The sequence below is a fragment of the Streptomyces xiamenensis genome (assembly GCF_000993785.3).
In the GTDB taxonomy this organism is placed as follows: Bacteria; Actinomycetota; Actinomycetes; order Streptomycetales; family Streptomycetaceae; genus Streptomyces; species Streptomyces xiamenensis.
In genome coordinates this window covers 1-16,425 of record NZ_CP009922.3, presented here as the reverse complement: position 1 = coordinate 16,425, position 16,425 = coordinate 1, and the positions used below count along the sequence as shown (strand labels likewise).

The 16,425-nt window shown below is 71.7% G+C and carries 8 protein-coding genes and 1 pseudogene; 6 read left to right on the top strand and 3 right to left on the bottom strand.

Annotated features, from left to right (window positions below; translation table 11 throughout):
* Positions 1-40: 40 nt before the first annotated feature.
* Complete coding sequence (locus tag SXIM_RS00055; protein WP_053116038.1) at positions 41-1,222, bottom strand: restriction endonuclease-related protein; 1,182 nt, start codon at positions 1,220-1,222, stop codon at positions 41-43.
* A 1,008-nt stretch (positions 1,223-2,230) separates the two neighbouring features.
* Here SXIM_RS00055 and SXIM_RS28755 point away from each other — a divergent pair.
* The 4 genes and pseudogenes from SXIM_RS28755 to SXIM_RS00030 all read left to right on the top strand — a co-directional run bounded on the left by SXIM_RS28755 (position 2,231) and on the right by SXIM_RS00030 (position 9,912).
* Entirely contained in the window at positions 2,231-6,481 is a 4,251-nt protein-coding gene (locus tag SXIM_RS28755; RefSeq protein ID WP_425473478.1) for a type II toxin-antitoxin system prevent-host-death family antitoxin, read from the top strand.
* A pseudogene (locus SXIM_RS28750) lies at positions 6,478-6,909 on the top strand (DnaB-like helicase C-terminal domain-containing protein); the annotation flags it as partial. The gene SXIM_RS28755 and the pseudogene SXIM_RS28750, both read left to right, overlap by 4 nt.
* Positions 6,910-7,128: 219 nt before the next feature.
* The gene (locus SXIM_RS27755; protein WP_218941149.1) at positions 7,129-9,288 is read left to right on the top strand and encodes a hypothetical protein; all 2,160 of its coding nucleotides are present in this window, start codon (positions 7,129-7,131) and stop codon (positions 9,286-9,288) included.
* 3 nt (positions 9,289-9,291) lie between these two features.
* Complete coding sequence (locus tag SXIM_RS00030) at positions 9,292-9,912, top strand: hypothetical protein (protein WP_053116033.1); 621 nt, start codon at positions 9,292-9,294, stop codon at positions 9,910-9,912.
* 233 nt (positions 9,913-10,145) lie between these two features.
* On the opposite strand, the gene SXIM_RS00025 is transcribed toward SXIM_RS00030, so the two are convergent.
* Positions 10,146-11,492, bottom strand: coding sequence for an MFS transporter (locus SXIM_RS00025; protein WP_053116032.1), 1,347 nt, complete (start codon positions 11,490-11,492; stop codon positions 10,146-10,148).
* Between the two features lie 687 nt (positions 11,493-12,179).
* Here SXIM_RS00025 and SXIM_RS00020 point away from each other — a divergent pair.
* Positions 12,180-13,211, top strand: a complete 1,032-nt coding sequence (locus SXIM_RS00020) for a hypothetical protein (protein WP_053116031.1) — start codon at positions 12,180-12,182, stop codon at positions 13,209-13,211.
* A gap of 264 nt (positions 13,212-13,475) precedes the next feature.
* Positions 13,476-13,694 carry a hypothetical protein gene (locus tag SXIM_RS27130; RefSeq protein WP_168222727.1) on the top strand — a complete coding sequence of 73 codons (219 nt, stop codon included), beginning with the start codon at positions 13,476-13,478 and terminating at the stop codon, positions 13,692-13,694.
* An 887-nt stretch (positions 13,695-14,581) separates the two neighbouring features.
* Here SXIM_RS27130 and SXIM_RS00005 read toward each other — a convergent pair.
* Positions 14,582-15,037 carry a PH domain-containing protein gene (locus SXIM_RS00005; RefSeq protein ID WP_168222726.1) on the bottom strand — a complete coding sequence of 152 codons (456 nt, stop codon included), beginning with the start codon at positions 15,035-15,037 and terminating at the stop codon, positions 14,582-14,584.
* Between the last annotated feature and the right edge of the window lie 1,388 nt (positions 15,038-16,425).

The following is a 16,425-nucleotide window of genomic DNA, read 5'->3' as shown; positions in this document are numbered from 1 at the left end:
CGCCGGTCCAGCTCCGTCTCGCCGTCCCGCGAACGCTCCATCATCGGCGCGCCGCCTTCCGCAACTGCTTCTTGACCGCATCGCGGACGTCACTCACCCGCAGAACCTCAAGGTTCGGCAGCAACTCCTCAAGTTCACCCCGCTGGGCCTCGCCCCGGTAGTCGGGGATCACGATGGTCCGAGCAGCGGGTGGCTTTCGGCGCAGCTTGTCGGCCAGGGACACCGCGGATCCGTAGTCCTTCACGTCGATCCGCATCTCCCAGCCCGTGGCCGGAACACGGATCAGCAGGTCATAGCGGTCCTTGCCCGGATACAGCTCGACCTCGACCCCCCGCTTCTTCAAGGACTCCATGCGCTCGAACAGATAGATCTCGGACACTCCGGAGATGACGATGTGCCGCCACACCGCAGTCTCCACACACACGCTGCGCTGTGGTCCCTCACTCAGGAACGGGCGGGCCGCAGGCTGACGTGGCACGCTTCCGTCCCGCGGCTGGAGCAGGGGGCGCCCTTTGCCGGAGTCGGCGCGCACGAAGTACGCGGCGTTGTGCAGTGGGAACCGGCACCGCACCTCCGTCCCCTCGACGTGCATGGGCCACCGGCACACCGGACACGGCCACCAGAACTTCCCCCGGAACACCTGGTCGGCCGGGATCGGCAGGTAGCGCACCGTCTTGCGCATGCCGACCGCCTTGCCGAACAGCTCAGCCAGCTGCCGTTCGCTGCCGGCAGGGTGCTTCACAACGAAGTACCGATGCGCGGTGTACTCCGCCTCATTGGCACCCTCGTTGATCGTCCGGAATGCCTCCTGCTCCACGACCTCTGCGTGCATCCAGGCCCATGTGGGCAGCCAGTGGCGGGCCGGATCCACGCCCCCGCTGAGCAGATCGGCGATGTCCTCGCAGCCGTCCGCGTACACGTCATCGGTCAGCTCGCCGTCGTCGAGAACGGTCAGACCGCCCGTCCCGCTGTCCGCGAACAGTTCCGGGGCGATGTGCGCGAGCGGCTGGTGCAGCGCCTCGATCAGGGTCATCGGGGTATCGGGGCCCCGGCCGGGCCCACAAACCGACATCACCACCCCGGTCATGCGGGCGACCTCCCGGCGGGCGGCCGGTTCCTCGTACCGGCGAGTGTGCGCGTAAGCCGCGCGCACCGCGGCACTGATCAACACACGGCGGTGATACTGCGCCACGTCAGACGACAGCGTCATCTGGCTCTCCATCTCACATCATCAAGTGACCACGACAGAGCTCTCTGCGATGGCGGAAATGATGGCAGTCGCTCGCGATACCCACCGACCGCAGAGATACGGTCGCCAACCCCGATGAGCTGCGGAAACCGCCTCGCATGAGGAGGGTCGACTGCTACGGAGATTCGTTATGAAGAATGAACTCGCGTCGCAGTGTTGACAGCTCTATGCCGAGTCCTTGGAGCTGACCCCGAAGCCATACCGCCGGTGATAGGGCAAGGCGCGTCATCGCTCACGCCGGTGCACAGCGTGCGGAGGTCACCGGCGCAGTAGGGAGGGCCGGGACTGTGAGGAGTTCAGACGCATCGGCGGGCGGGCCCCTGTCGGGTGTGGCTTCTGCGCCCCGTTCGGCTGTCAGGTCCCGGCACGGCGGCTAACTCCGGGCCCGGCGTCCCTCCGTGCTGGTAGGCCCGGCCGTCCGGCCGCGCTGTCCCGGCTCTGTCTGTCTGCCGTTGCTGGCGGTTGTCTGTTCCAGTTTCACTCTTCCTCGTTACAACCTTGCGATGTGTGGCGTGTGCTGCTGTGGCTAGACTGACCCCCGCGTTACACTTTCTGCGGGTGAGGGTAGGTCGTTGCCCTGTCCAGTTCGCCGTGTGCGGGCTGGTGCCTGGGTTGTGCTTTCAACGGGCCGGGTAACTGCCCCGGGCGCGGGTTCCCGTTCCCGGCGGGGGTGTTCGGTCTGCTCCAGCCCTCTCGGCCTCTGCCTTGGCCTTTGCGGGTGGTCCGTTGTCCTTCTCTGGCTTTCTGGAGTGTCTGGTGTCTTCTCGTTCGCGCTCCTCCCGTGCTTCTGCTGGCGGCTCTACGGGTAACGGCCGTACGCGCAGTGGTGCGGGTGGTGGTGTTTCTGCGGGGGAACGCGGTGAGGGCTCCGTTCCCGGCACTTCGTCCGGGCCGGGGCCGGGGGTGGCTGGGGGCCTGGTTCTTCCCGGGCCGGAGGACCTGCTGTGGGGGGTGGTTCCGCTCCCGTTGCGTCAGAATCTGATGGTGCCGGCGCATGAGTTGGTGAATCCGCCGCGTGGTCATCTGGCTACCACGGCCGGACGGTCGTTGAAGTCTGCGTTGGCGGCTGCGGCCCGGGGTCGGGTCTCGGGGAAACACTGGCTCGTGCTCCTGACCACCGAACGGCCGGCGTTCGGCGGGCCGGGTAGTGCCCGTGCCGACCGGGCGTACGCGGCCCTCCAGCGGGTGGTCGAGGACTACCTGCGGCCCGCACTGGCCACCACCACCACGGAAGGCGAGGCCGTCCAGGCTCCCGCCCTCCTGGCCGCCGGCCGGGACACCCACACACACGCCGCGCCAATCCCCGCGCCCGACACCGGCGTCGGCTCCGCCCCGGCCACCGCCGGCTCCGCTCTGCTTGCTGCTGCGGACGCTGTCGGCCCGGAGCCTGTCCCGGCGAGCACGACCCCGGCCCCGGCTACCGGTCTGGCCGAGTTCCTGCGCGGAACTGTCGAGGACCCCGGGATGATCCTGGTGGTCACCAGCGCGCGCATGAAGACCGCGCAGACGGCTCTCGCTCAATGCCTCGCGCTCCCAGACCTCGACTTTCGTTTGCCGGTGGTGCAGGTGAGCGGCGACGACCGCTCCTCCCTGATCCGTTCCCTGTTCACCCAGCTTGGTCTCGGCCGGCGCCAGAGCCTGCCGTCACGTCTGGGCGAGGCCGAGGACCTCATCGTCGCTGAACTGCAGCACGCCCCCCGCCTGGTCATCGCGACCACCAGCCCCGGACTGCGCCCCGCCGCGCTCCAGCTGCTGCACCGGTTGTGGGAGCCGAAGCCGTTCCCGCTGGTGCTGGCCGGCGACACCACCCTCGATGGTCTCCTCCAGCGCCAGGATCTAGCGGGCCTGCACCACCATGTCACCCGGCACCCGGTCGACGCTCCTGCTGCTCCCGCTGCTCCCGCCGCCGGCCTGGACATCGGCTCGGTCTCGGGCTCCGGTCCCGACGCTCGGGCCGCTGCGCCCGGCGCCGACACGCTCCCGGTGGACCCTGACACCCCTGCTGCGCTTGTCCACGGCCTGGACACCGCCGCCGCTGCTCCCGGCCTGGACACCGCTGCTGCTGCGTCCTCCCGGGGTGCCTCCTGGCCCGCCTTCGTGCCCGGCGCCGGTTCGGGGCCTGCTTCGGTGGGCGCGGTCTCTGGCTCCGGCTCCGATGCGGCCGTACCAACCCCGGAGCCCGGCCCCGGCCCTGGCCCTGACGCCGTGCGAGCCGCTGGGCTCCCCGGCCCGGCGCCTGCTGCTCCCGTTCCCGCTCCGTCCGCTGTGCCCGGCTCCGGCCCGGGCTCCGGCCCGGGCTCCGGCCCGGGCTCCGGCTCCGGCTCCGGCCCGGACGTTGTGCGGGCTTCCGCGTCTGGCCCTGCTGCTGCGTGGGGTGCTGGGCCTGGTCCTGCTGCTGCGCCGGGTGTTGTGCCGGTACGGCAGTCGGCTGTCCCGGCGGGCTCATCCTCCCGGCCCGGGCCTGGGTCCGGGCCCGCGCCCGCGCCCGCGTCCGGGTCTGGGTCTGGGGTGGGTGGTTTGGTGGGGTGTTTGCGTGTGGTGGTCGAGGGCCGGGGGCTGTTGTGTGTGACCGGCCCCGCCACCGCCTCCGTCTCTGCCTCTGCTGTGGTCACCGCTTCTGCTTCCGTTTCCGCTGCTGGGATGGTTGCGGAGGCGGTCACCCAGGCCGGGTTGTCGTTGAGCGCGGTGTGGGTCCGTCCCCGCCCGCGTACCAATGAAGCCGGTCTGATCCGGGCTCTGTTCACCGCTCTTGGCCTTGAGCGTCACCAGCCCCAGCCGAGCGAGGTGTCCGCTGTGCTGGAAGCGGTCACCGACCGCCTCGCTCGTTCCCCTCGGCTGTTGATCGTGCCCGACGCCCACTATCTGTCCACCACCGCACTCCAGACCCTCTACGGCCTGTGGGCAGGGGCGGGGCGGGAGCGTTCTCCTGTGGTCCTGGCGGGCGATGACCACCTCGAAGCGGTCCTTCAGCGCCGCAGGCTGGCGAGCCTCAACTCCGCGGCCAGCCGCTACCGCCTTACCCCCGCACCCGGCGGCCCGGACCCCGCTGCTGCGCCCGGCGGCCCGGACCCAGCGCCCGCACCGGCGCCTGCCCCTGCCATGGCGGGGGAGCCGGTTGTCACGTCTGCGCCCGCCGTCTCCGCGCCCGGCGCCGGCCTTGCCGCCCCCGGCCCTACCATCGCCGCGTCCGCGTCTGATGATTCCGGCCCGGTCTCCGCCTCCGCGCCGGACACCGCCGCTGCGCCTGCCTCCGTTCCGGGGCCGGTTCCTGCCGTCCAGGACAACGCCCCCGCCCCAGTGCCCGCTGCGGCGGGTACGGGACCGGCTGTCACGGCGGCGCTGGCTGTCTCCGCGCCCGGCCCTACCGCCATGCCGGCTCCGGGGCCGGTAGCTGAACCGGCGTCCGCGTCCGCGTCCGCGTCCGGTGAACACCCGGCTGCTCCCCACTCGGTGAACCCCGTGCCTGTCGCGGTGCCCGCTCCGGTGGGTGGGGGAGCGGCTGTCACGGCTGCGCCCGATGTCTCCGTGCCCGGCGCCGCGCCCGCAGCCGTGTCCGCGCCGGTTCCGGCCGCCCAGGGCGACACTCCCGCGCCCGGCACCGCCCCTGCCGGCCCCCCGCAGGCAGCGCCTGCGGGTGAACCGTCGATGGCTGCGTTCGGTCCGCTGCCGCCGGCTCCGCCTGTGGTCCTGGCCCCCACCCCGGCGACGTTGCATCATGCCCGCAGCACTCTTCCGCAGTTGATCCGTGCTGCCGGTGCCGGTACGTCGACTCCGCTGTCCCGTGGTTCCCACCACGCTGTGCTGACCGCTCCCGCTATGGCGGGGGCGTTGGGCTGGGACCTGACCACCGCTACGACACACGGGACCGCGGATGCCCGTAAGAAGCTCGGTGATCTCATCCAGGCGGCGGCCACCGGCCACCCCCAGGTCCTGCGCCGCCACACCACCCCCCTGGCCGTGCTGCTGCCCGCCTCCCCTGACGGCACCCCCCTCCCGGCCCCCACCGCACCCCTCCACCAGGCCCCCGCCCCCGCCGCTGCGGTTGCTCCCGGCACCGGAACCACGGCGGCAACAGCCCCACCCACCAACGGTGTTGTAACGCCCCCGGCGGCCCCGGCCCCGCCCGTCGCCCCCGCCCCGCCAGCCCCCACCGACCCCGGCACGGCGGCAACAGCTCCACCCGCCAATGGTGTTGTAACGCCCCCGCCGGCCGTCGCCCCGGCCGCTGCGCCGGCGCCTGCCACCGCGGCCACGGCACCCGCGCCCGGCACCGCCACTGCGGAAACGGCTGCCGCCGAGGCCACCACGGCCGCTCCCAGCACCGCGGCGACGGCCCCGCACCCCGCTGCTGCGCCTGGCCGGCCCGCCTCCCCGGCCCCGGGCGCCGCCCCCGAGCCCGCCACCCCGGCCGCTGCTGCGCCCCAGCCCGTCCCAGCCGGTACCACCGCGATCTCGGCCGGCACCGTCACCCCGGGGGAGGAGCCCGACCCCGCCCTGCACACCCCGGCCGCCCCGGCCGCTTCGGCCGTGGTGTCGGGCGGGCCGGCCCCACAAGGCCGCCCCGACCCGGCTGTCACCAACACGACGGCGTCAACCACAGCACCCGGCACCGGTGTTGACGCGCCGGCCGGTGTCCTGTTCCCGGCCCCGGGCACATCCACCGTGCAACCCGGCACCGAGGCCGGCGCCGTCCGGCCGGGGGAGGGCTCCGGCCCCGCCCTGCAGGCCCAGTCCGGCGGCGAGTCGGCCAGCGCCTCGCCGGCCGCCGCCGGGACTACCGCGCACCCAGCCACTGCAGCCGCTGCCGCGCCCGCTGCTTCCGCGGCCTCGGCTCCCGCTGCTGCGCCTCAGCCCGCGGCCGAGGCCGCTCCATCCGCCGCCCCGTCGGCCGCCGCCTGGCCGGCCACTCCCGGCGGCGCCCCGGCCGCCCCGGCCGTCGCCCCCGAGCCCGCCCCCGCCACTGCGGCAACTGCCGCTCCCACCGGGACCGCCCCCACCGGGCAACGCCCGCTGCTGCGCCCCAGTCCGTCCCAGCCGGCACCACGGCGGTCTCGACCGGCACCGCCCGGCCGGGGGAGGGCTCCGCCCCCGCCCCGCAGCCCCCGGCCGCCGGCGAGCCGGCCACCCCCGCAGCCACGGCGCCCGCTGCTGCGCCTGGGCCCGATCAGCCGCCTGTTCCACGGGCCCGCCGTCGTCTTGTCCGGTTCGGTGAGGCTCTCACCACGGTCCTGACCCCCAACCCCACCACCACCGACCACGACCCCGGCACGGCCGCCGACCCCGGCACCCCCGCCGCCGTTGGTCTGCCCACCGGTATCCGCACCCTCGACGACGTCCTCGGGGGCCTGCAGCCCGGCCGTTTCTACCTCACCGCCGCTGCTCCCGGTACCGGAGCGAGTCTCCTGCCGATCGCCGCGGCCCGCACGACCGCTCTCGAACACGGCCTGCCCGTCCTGTACGCGGCTTCGGGCCTGACCCGCGGCGATGTCACGGCCCGGATCCTCGCGTCCCACCTGCCCCTCGATTACCGCCGCCTGCGCGCCGGCCGCCTCACTGCCACCGAACAAGCCGACGTCACCGCTCTCCACGCCGAACTCGCCGCCGCCCCCCTCTACATCGACGACGGCACCGACCTCACACCGCAGGCCATCGCCGAGACCGCCGCCGAACTCGCCGCCGCCCCCCTCACCCCCGACCTCACCGCTGGCACCGCCGCCGCGGGGATGCCCGGCGCGCCCAGCGGGTCCGGCCCTGGAGCCGTCCCCGAAAGCGCCGGCGCCACGACCACCAGCGCGTCCGGCGCGTCCGGCCCTGACTTCTCCGGCGAGACCGCTGGCACCGCCGGCACCGCCGGCACTGCTGGCTCCGCGGCGTCAGGGATGCCCGGTGCCTCCGGTCCGTCCGCCCCTGACTTCCCCGCCGGCACTGGCGGTATCGCGGCTGCAGAGACGCCCGTCCCCGAAGGCGCCGGCGTCACGACCACCGGCCCGTCTGGCGCGCCCAGTGGGCCCGGTCCCTCCGGTCCGTCCGGCGCGCCCGGGGCGTCTGGCCTCGCCCTCGTCGTCGTTGACCGCCTGCAGACCGCGGATGACCCGCGTCTGCCGCTGTCGGGGCCGCGGCTGACTGACGCCGTTCAGGCTCTGGCTCACCTGGCCCGTACTCACCATGTCCCGGTTCTGGCCGTGGTGGACACCGACCAGCCCGGCCTGATCGCCTCCCTGGGCCTGGACACCACCCTCACCCTCCACCCCCACCAACCCACCCACCGCCACCCCGCCGACCCCACCACCCAGGTCCATCTCACCATCGCCGAACGCGACCTCGGCCCCCAGCACACCCTCACCCTCACCACCGACCCCGCCCACGCCCGCCTCACCGACTACACCCCCTTCGACCCCTACGCCAACATCCCCGCCCGCCGCCCCACCCCGGCCACCGGCGCCGGCACCGGCTCGGCCACCCCCAACTCCGCAGGCACTGCCAGCCCCGGCCAGCCCGGCCCGGGCGCTGCGCCCTGGGTCACGACCACAACGCCGGAAACGGCCACCACCAACGCCCCGGCGCTGGAAGGCCACACCGCGCCCGGCGCGGCCTCCGCCGCAGGCCCGGCCTCGGCGTGGCCACCCATCCCCGCCCTCGGCGCGGCCCCGGGCACGGCCTCCGCCTCGGGCCCGGTCGTTGTGTGGCCGCCCGTCCCCGGCCCTGACTCCGGCCCCGTTCCTGCTGCTGCGCCCCAGCCCGGCACGGCATGGCCGCCGGTCCCCGCCCCCGGCCAGCCCGATCCGGGCGCTGCGCCCCAGGCCGCGACCACGACGCCGGAAACGACCTCCGGCGCGGCCCCCAGCGCGGGCCCGGCTGCGGTTTGGCCTCCTGTCGTGGTCCCTGGTCAGCCTGCTGACTCCGGCTCCGGCGCGGAGGCTGTCCCGGGCGTTGTGACGCCTGATCAGCCGTCCGCCCGCCCGCAGCCCTCGCAGCGCCCGACCCGGCCGTCCACTGCCCGTGAGGCCACGCCCCGCCCTGCCCGCCCCGCTCGCCCTGGTCGGTCTGGTGGTGGGGAGTATGCGGGCCGGGACTACGGCCACTACCTCGGCATGATCACCTCGGCTGTCGAGAAAGCCCTGGAAGAGCACGGCGGTGACACCGACGCCGCGATCACGGACCTGGAGAACAAGGCGATCCCCAACGGAATGGCCCTGTTCGAAGCGACCCGGGTCGGCGGGAACTACGAACACACCGTCTACCCCGAACGCCTGGAGTTCCTCAGCAAGAAGTCCCAGACCGGAGCGGACGACGTCTGGGAAGGCCGCCACAAGTGGGAGAACGGCCCGCTCATGGACCGGCTCAAGGACGGCACCGAAGGCCGTATCGATGTCGATGTCCTGGACACCAACGCCGCGTTCTGCTCCGCACTGAAGGCGTGGCTGCCCATCGGGGCCCTGCAGCACCAGCCCGACGGCGGTTTCGATCCCAAGCGCTCCGGCATCTACCTGTTGCCCAAGCGCCCCGTCTGGGGCCACGCGCATCTGCCCGACCCGATCGGCAACCGCCGCGAGCCCGGCCCCGTTCTTCTGGACGACGCCACCATCCGTCTACTGATCCGCTGCCACCAGCTCGGCCTCGCCGACGCCCCCCACATCACCCAGGCCTGGACCTCGGGGGCGACCGAGAACCTCGCCGAGAAGTTCCGCCGGATCCTCACCGTCGCCCGCGAAAAAGCCATCACCGAAAACGACGACATCACCGAAAAATACGTCAAAGCGATCTACTCGAAATTCGTCTCCACCATCGGCGAATCCACCTTCAACCGCGACCTGCGCCGACCCGACTGGACACACATCATCCGCTCCCAGGCCTTCGCGAACCTGTGGCGCAAGGCCCACCGCGCCCACACACACGGCCTCACCATCGTCAGACTCCGCGGCACCGACGAACTCCACATCACCGGCGACACCCCCTGGCGAACCGTATTCACCGAAGGCCGCCTCGCCACCCAGATGAAACTCAAAAACCAGTACACCCTCCCCGCAAAGGCCGCCTAACACATGTCGACCGACGGATGGAAAAACTTCGGCGAATACGGCGCCGACATCGACCCCGGAAACATCCACGGGAAAACCGCCCTCGGCCGCGCCCTCGAAGACGCCCTGGAACGGATGATCATCGAAGGCGGCATCAAATCACCGGCCTCCACACGCCGCGGCCTCAAAGCCCGCATGGCCTACCTCACCACCACCCAAGGCGGCCCCCAGGCCCTCACAGACGCCGGCATCACCGCCACCCCCAAGACCATCCGCGCCTGGACCAAGGGAAAGCAACGCCCCCGCCCCGCCAACCTCGAAGCCATCGACACCGCCTACTGGAACCTGCGCGCGGCCAACATCCTCAACAACCCGGGCGTCTTCAAGCAGCACCTCAACAACCAGGGCCAGGGCACCCGGGTCGAGATCCACCCCATCAACCAGCATGTCGTCGAAGAAAAACGCCGCCGTGACAACCTCCGCACCCGCACCCTGCAGATCCGCTACATCTGGGACGAAGCCGTCGACGCCATGGCCACCAACGACCTCGCCGCCCTCGAAGACATCTGGGACGACATCATCGCCGAACTCGACTCCGACTGGGGCGCCTACACCTACGTCCGCCACATCGGCCTCGGCGCCTAACCCCCTGCAGGGCCTCAAACTTCGTGTCGGAATCTCACAGCCAATGTCGGATCACTGTCGGATGCGACACCGGCCGTGAGATTGCCCAGGCCGCACAGCCAGCGATTCGAGCCGCCCGACACGGAACGTCTGAGGAGACGACGCCGGCGCGAGACTCCAACGTCCGACACGTCATGAGACACCAGACGAAGCCACAGGCCACGAGGGCGGCCTCCGACACGAGCGGCGAGACCCTACACCCCTGTGTGGGATGTCTGCCCGGCAGCTGGCCCGGCGACCGGGCAGATCATCTCGTCTCCCCCTCCTCGTGCTGCGCGGGCGGTCCGCTGCCGGTAGCCGAGCCACAGGACCGTCGCCGCCATCCCCGCCAGCAGAACCGGCAGCGCGTGGAAGACGTCCAGCAGCGAGTTCCGCCCGGCGAGACCGACCAGCAGCGGCGCCAGGGTGAACGTCACGTAGCCCGCCGCCGTCAGCCGGGCGATCGCGCGTTCCTGCCCGAAGGGCCGGGAGCGCCCGACGAGGGAGTAGGCGATCGGCACCGCGGGCGACATGCCGACGCCGATCAGCAGCATCCCCGCGGCGATCCCCCAGGTCGAGCCGTCGACCACCAAGGCGAGCAGCCCGGTCATCGCGGTCGCCTGCCCGGCCAGCAGCGTCTTCCAGTCCCCGAGCCTGCGCAGCACCGGGGACGACAGCGCCCTGCCGACCGCCCCGGCGAGGTAGAGCACGGTCAGGCCCACCGCGCTCTGGGCCGCGCCCTGGAGCGGCAACTGCTCGATGAACAGGGCGGAGTAGCCCTCCAGCGTCGAATCGAGCGCGAACCCGCCGCACACCACGACGAACGCCACCACGGTAACCGGCACCACCAGCCCGGACAGCCCCCCGCCTGCGTTCTGCCCGCCCCCGCCGCTCTGCGTTCCGTCGCCGCTCCGCGTCCCGCCGTCGTCCTCATCCGTCGGCGCCGCAGCCGCAGCCAGGCGCGCGGCCCCGGGCAGCGCGCCGGCCGCCAGCGCCCCGGCCAGGCAGGCCACCCCGGCCAGCAGCAGTGCCGAGGTGTACCCATCGCCGCCCTCGACCGCGTAGGACGCCAGAACGGCGAGGGCCGCGGTGAGACTGAACGCGGCGTGCAGCCGGGGCAGCAGGCGCCGCCCGGAGCCGACCTCCTCCTGGCTGCCGGCCGCGTTCGCCGCCGCGTCGAGCACGCCGAGCCCGACGCCCGTGAGCGCCGCGGCCACGGTGAACTGGGTGGCGGTCTGGCAGGCGGCCAGGGAGAGGTAGCCGACTCCGCTCGCCGCCGCGGCTGCGACGACGGACGATCTGATGGTCACCCGGGCCGCCACCTGGCCGGTCACCAGCGCCCCCACGATGCCGCCCGCGGCCATCAGCGCGAGCGTGAGCCCCAGCCGGCCGACCCCCATGTCCAGGTCACGCACCACGGCCGGCAGGGACACCGCCCAGGCGCCCGTCTGATAACCCGTCACGGCGAAGACCGTGAACAGGACCGCCGACGCGCGACGACGGCGCGCGCTCTCGTTCACCGGCCACCCCGCCCCGGCCGGCCGCTCCGCCGCTGCGGCCATACGTACGCCATCATGTTCTCCTTCCTCTCACCGCCCCGCGCTCCGGGAGAGCGGGCCGTCACCGGCCTTGGCCCCCAAGAAAGCGGGTCAGTCTCTCGACGTGCGTATCGAAGGCGAAGTCCCACCGCCCGCCCCGCATACGGTCCCGCAGTTCCGTCAGCCGCGCCCGGTCCCACAGCGCCGCGACCGGCCCAGGGACGTCGTCGAACTCCACCCCCACGCCGTACCGGTGCGCCAGGGAGTGCAGGGCACTCCGCGCGCCGGTTGCGCGCGGCAGGAGCCACGCATCCGTCGGTCGACATGTGTTAGGCGGCCTTTGCAGGTGAGGATGTCCGGGTCGATCAGCGGCGAAAGGGCCACCTCGGTGGCCATAGTGCGGGACCGCAGCACATCGACGACGTCCGCGAGCCGGTTGCCCGCCCAGGCCGGTGGAGGCGAGCGAACGCATGCCGCGGGCGAGGCCACCGAGCGGCCGACACCCCGAAGTGGCTCAACTTCTACGCCTCCTGCGTACACCGGCTCCGCGGCGCCGAGCCGGTGACCGCACCTCTCGTAACGGCTGCCGGCGCGGAGATGCCGGCCTTGCGGACACCCCCGGGGGAACGCCCCGTTCCGTACCGCGGAGGCGGGCACGGGACTGGCGTAGAAGCTGAACGTATCGGGCCTTCGACGTGGGAGTATGCGCGTGTGAACGAAGAGTGGGGGCCGCAGGAGGAAGAGCCGGAGGAGCACGAAGACGAGGCTGCCGAGGGAGAGAACATCCCTTGGATCGACATGCCTGACCTGTCAGATTTCTACTCCGCCAGCCTGCCCAGTGTCCACGAATCCCTGGTCAACCCACTCACGTCGTACTACGAGCAGTACAACGATCTTTCCAGGATTCTCACCGAGGCCATACGCACGTGGCCTGTCCCACGTGTGGTCATCCCGGACCTGGGACTCACAGCTGCGATGGAGTCCATACACTCCCAATTCGCTGACCTGACCCGCTTCAACGACGCGATCAGGCAGGCTCTCCAGCCCTATACAGCCGCAGCTTTCCAGGCCGCGCGGTGGCAGAACCTCTTCTCCTCTATCACCGAAGCAGCCCGGAGCATATATCCGGAGAATCTCAGGGAGCTGGCTCCCAGCCTCGACGAACTGGAACCCCTCCTCGTCGATGAGGGGATCCCGCTCATGTGGGTGCCCGGACCGGGCACAGCCCGGGACCTGTTGGCGGCGCCCGACGCCGCCGCCCGCCGGCGCCTCATTGGACAGCGCTGGAAGGGGGTGACCAACGACTGTGAAGGCATTCTCGACGAGATCAGGCACCCGGCCCTAAAGGATGCCCGCGGCTTTGCCCTGGACGTCGTGAGCGCGCTGAGGGACGGTCACACCAGCGCAGCCCAGGCCTTGGCCGCCAACTTGCTCGATTCCCTTCTCCAACGGCACTTCAGCAAGGCCCTACGTATCAAGCTCACCAAGAACGACTTCAAGGAGAAGGGCATACGGTTCGAGCTGGACGCTTACAAGTTCAAGGTGGCCTGCACGTTCGCGCCCGTGTGGTACGCGCATGCTCGGTACTACCCGGCGGACGGGGACCCGATCCCTCGCACGTTCGGCAGGCATCCCAGTGCTCACGGAGTCTCCAGACTCCAGTACTCGCGCATCAACACCATCTACGCCCTGATGCTCGTCACCACGGTGATCAAGTTCTTCGACACGGAGCTGCCTCGCTGATCCGGAGCAGCGAAGGACCGCAGGATGCCAGCGCTCGCCGCGCCGCCCATGACACCGGCCGGTGGCCGGGCGGCAGGTGGTGTGTTTACCAGTCGTCGGGTGCGCTGCCGACCCAGGCGATGGGGTGGCCGTCGCTGGTGTGGCCCCAGTGGGGCTCTTCGATCGAGGCATGGTGGCCATCTGGCAGGACGCAGATCCGTCCCCAGCGGCGTGTTTGCCGGGGCAGACCCCGGTGAGTGCGGCTGTGTCGCCTTCGCGCACGGCTTGCTCGTAGCGGTCCTGGAACGGCTGGAGACGGGCACGCAACTCGGCGCCCAGCTCGGTTTCCGCCGCCTCGATCCGCTCCCTCACCTGCCGCACCTGCGGGTCGGCCAGCACGAACGAGATGCCCGTTCTTCGCTCTGGCCCCCCGGGCTGCTCCCCAGCGACTGGTGCCGCATCACCCCCTTGTGGGGTGCCCTCGTTCTGGGCGGTGCCGAGTAACTGCTGCGCCTGGTTGGCGCTCGCCCCCGGGCCGCGTTTTGGAGGCCCCTGGTGCTCTGGTTGCCGGCCTGCGTCCACGTCCTGCCACGTCCTGCGGCGCCTTGGATATCAGGGTCTGGGGCTGTGCGGCTGCCAGCGGGCGGTGCCCCTCCGCTGTGAGCGGCCGTCACGTCCCCGACAGGGGGCTGCGCCCCCCCGATCTCACCGGGACGCCAGCCGCGCCCCCTTTCCCGGCTGGGGCCGGTACCGCTGGTGCGGCTGCCCGGCCCCGCCCCGCTGCGCTGCGCCCGCACTGGCCGTGCCGCGGTGTGGTGTTTCTGGTGGTGTTCCAGCGGGTCTGGGGTCCCGTTGGGGTCTCGTTGGGTGGTGGTGTCGTTGCCGGGTGAGCAGCAGGCGTCCGCCGTGGTGTGCCGGCGTCGTCACATTCCGGCCCCCGGCCCCACCGTTCGTCTCGACCGCGGGCACGCCCTGCGTCTGGAGCGCTGGGAGGGGCTCTGGGGGCCGCGTGTGGGCCTGAACCCGGCCCGGTGCTGTCCCGGGCACCGCCGATGTGTGCGGGCCGCTGCCCGGCGAGGAGCACGGCGACGTCATCTCCGGTGGTGCGGGTGCCCCGGGTGACGAGCCGGACGAGCTTGCCGTCGCGGTGGTGCGCCGCGACGGCAAGGCCGTCCATCTTCGGGCTGGCGTGCAGACCTCGCGTTGACGTCCTTAAGTTCCAGCTGGATCGGGTCAGAACCGCCAAGAACCTTTACCTGACCCAGGTATGGGTCACCTCGCCAGCCCCGCGTCGGGCGCTTGGGCGTTCACCGCGGTGGCTGCCCTGCCGCTGTTCCACGGCCTGCCGGTCCTCCCGGCCGATCGGCGCCCGGGGATGAAGGCACCGCCACTCACCGGCGGGTATCGGTGGCGGCGGCCTGTCGTCGGCGGCGCATTTCGCTGACGCTGTGCCGGAACTGCGGGTCTATGCTTGCCCCTGATGCCAGTGGTGCCGGCAGGCGGAGCAGCGAGTTGTCGGTCAGCTCGAGCTGGACCTCATAGTGTTCGGATCCCACGACGGTGATGGCCACGATGTCTGTCCAGGGGTGGAATTGCTGCCGAAGAGGCCGCTGGATCCGGAGGCCGCCGGCTTCGAGCACGGTCCGGGTCAACGCCAGGTCGAAAGAGATGAGCGCCGGGTAGATGGTGCAGGCCGCGAAGAGCACCGAGAGGATGATCGCCCCCAAGGGCGGCCAGTCGGGGTGGCCCCAGGCCGCCAGTTGCCCCAGCACCGTGAAGAGGGAGCAGAACGCGCCCGTGGCCAGCCACAGCCGACGGTCCGGCCGACGGTACTCGATGTCCTCCACGGACACGGAGTGTACGCAGGCCGCCTCGCACCACCATGTGCCGAGGTGCCTGCCCGACCGATGGCCGTGAGGGCGGCACCGAGCACACCGCCGGTTCGACCACGGCAACCGACGGCATCGGCCGCCATCCGCCGCTGTTTTCCCGCTGCCCCAGGTCCGCAGGCACACGAAACCTCACTGTTCATTGTTCTACCGGCTTGCCCGGCACGGACAGCACAAGCGACATGCGGATGTCGCCCGCACGGGTGACGCCGGCGTCCTTGGCCGCTGTCGCACTCCGCCCTGCCCCCGGCCATGCCCCACCGCACGGTCCTCGCATCACCCCGCTCGGCACCAACGACCTGACCGGCATCGACCAACTACGCCCCCGGCCCGCTGTCCGTCTCGACTGGCGGGCGCGCGCCCTGCGCTGGGGCGCTGGGAGGGGCGCTGAGGGCCGGCGTGTGGGCCTGAATCCGGCCCCGGGTGCTGTCCCCGGGTGCCGGCCGGGACGTACGCCCCGCTGCCGTGCGTGGAGCACGGCGATGTCGAGCGTCTGGGTGTTCACCGCGGTGACTGCCCGGCCCTGGCCGCCCTGGCCGCCCCGGCCGGCACGGCTGGCACGGTCCGCCCGGCCGCGCCGACAGCCGCCCACCCCTCTTATGTCGGCTGCTGGTGTGCATGTTCTTGGGCTGTCGCCATCCTGGCCGCCGAGCTCGGGCTCGAACTCGCGTGTCGCACCGTGCCCTTCATCTTGGTCAAGAGGGGCCGCAGCCTTGGCCAGGCGCCGGCTGACTGCCTGCGTGCCGCCTCCTGCGGGCGTCTTGCCATGCTCGACCAGGACGTGGCCGGTGTCGCTCGCCATGAGCGTGAGCCCGCTGGGACCTCCACGAGCGGCTGCGGGCCCCATCCACGGCGCCCGGTTCTCTCGCTCGCACCCAACAAGCCCCCCGGGGCCGGGATGTACCGGTACAAGTTGACTGCCGTTCAGCCGGGTTACAGAACCCGGGACTTCCCACGGCTACAAGTGGTATAGACCGTAATCGACGAGAGTTGTAACCTACCTAGCGTCACAGATCCCCAGCCGACTACTTGTAACGAAGTGGGGATCGTGACATACTGAAGTCCGGTACACAACAGGGCGGGGGCCCGGAGGGCACCCAGCCCAGGCCCCGGAGATCGACACCGGACGAAGCAGCCAAACCCCGAACACACCATAAAACACCAGGTCAAAGCCCCATAGTGATGCCGATCGCAGAACCCGGACACGAAGACTTGCAACCCCCAACCAAGCCGCAAGAGTTGTACCGGCCCCGCCTCTTCTCCTAGCCAGCCATGAGCCACGGAGTGGCGATACAACATTCCGTCACGCAGTGACGGCGCGTCATGTGTCCGGAGGACACGGCGCG

Bases quoted from the DNA above. Each gene is read 5' to 3' on its own strand.
- SXIM_RS00030 (WP_053116033.1), top strand. From the start codon at position 9,292: ATGTCGACCGACGGATGGAAAAACTTCGGCGAATACGGCGCCGACATC.
- SXIM_RS27755 (WP_218941149.1), top strand. From the start codon at position 7,129: ATGCCCGGTGCCTCCGGTCCGTCCGCCCCTGACTTCCCCGCCGGCACT.
- SXIM_RS28755 (WP_425473478.1), top strand. From the start codon at position 2,231: ATGGTGCCGGCGCATGAGTTGGTGAATCCGCCGCGTGGTCATCTGGCT.
- SXIM_RS00055 (WP_053116038.1), bottom strand. From the start codon at position 1,222: ATGGAGAGCCAGATGACGCTGTCGTCTGACGTGGCGCAGTATCACCGC.
- SXIM_RS00025 (WP_053116032.1), bottom strand. From the start codon at position 11,492: ATGGCCGCAGCGGCGGAGCGGCCGGCCGGGGCGGGGTGGCCGGTGAAC.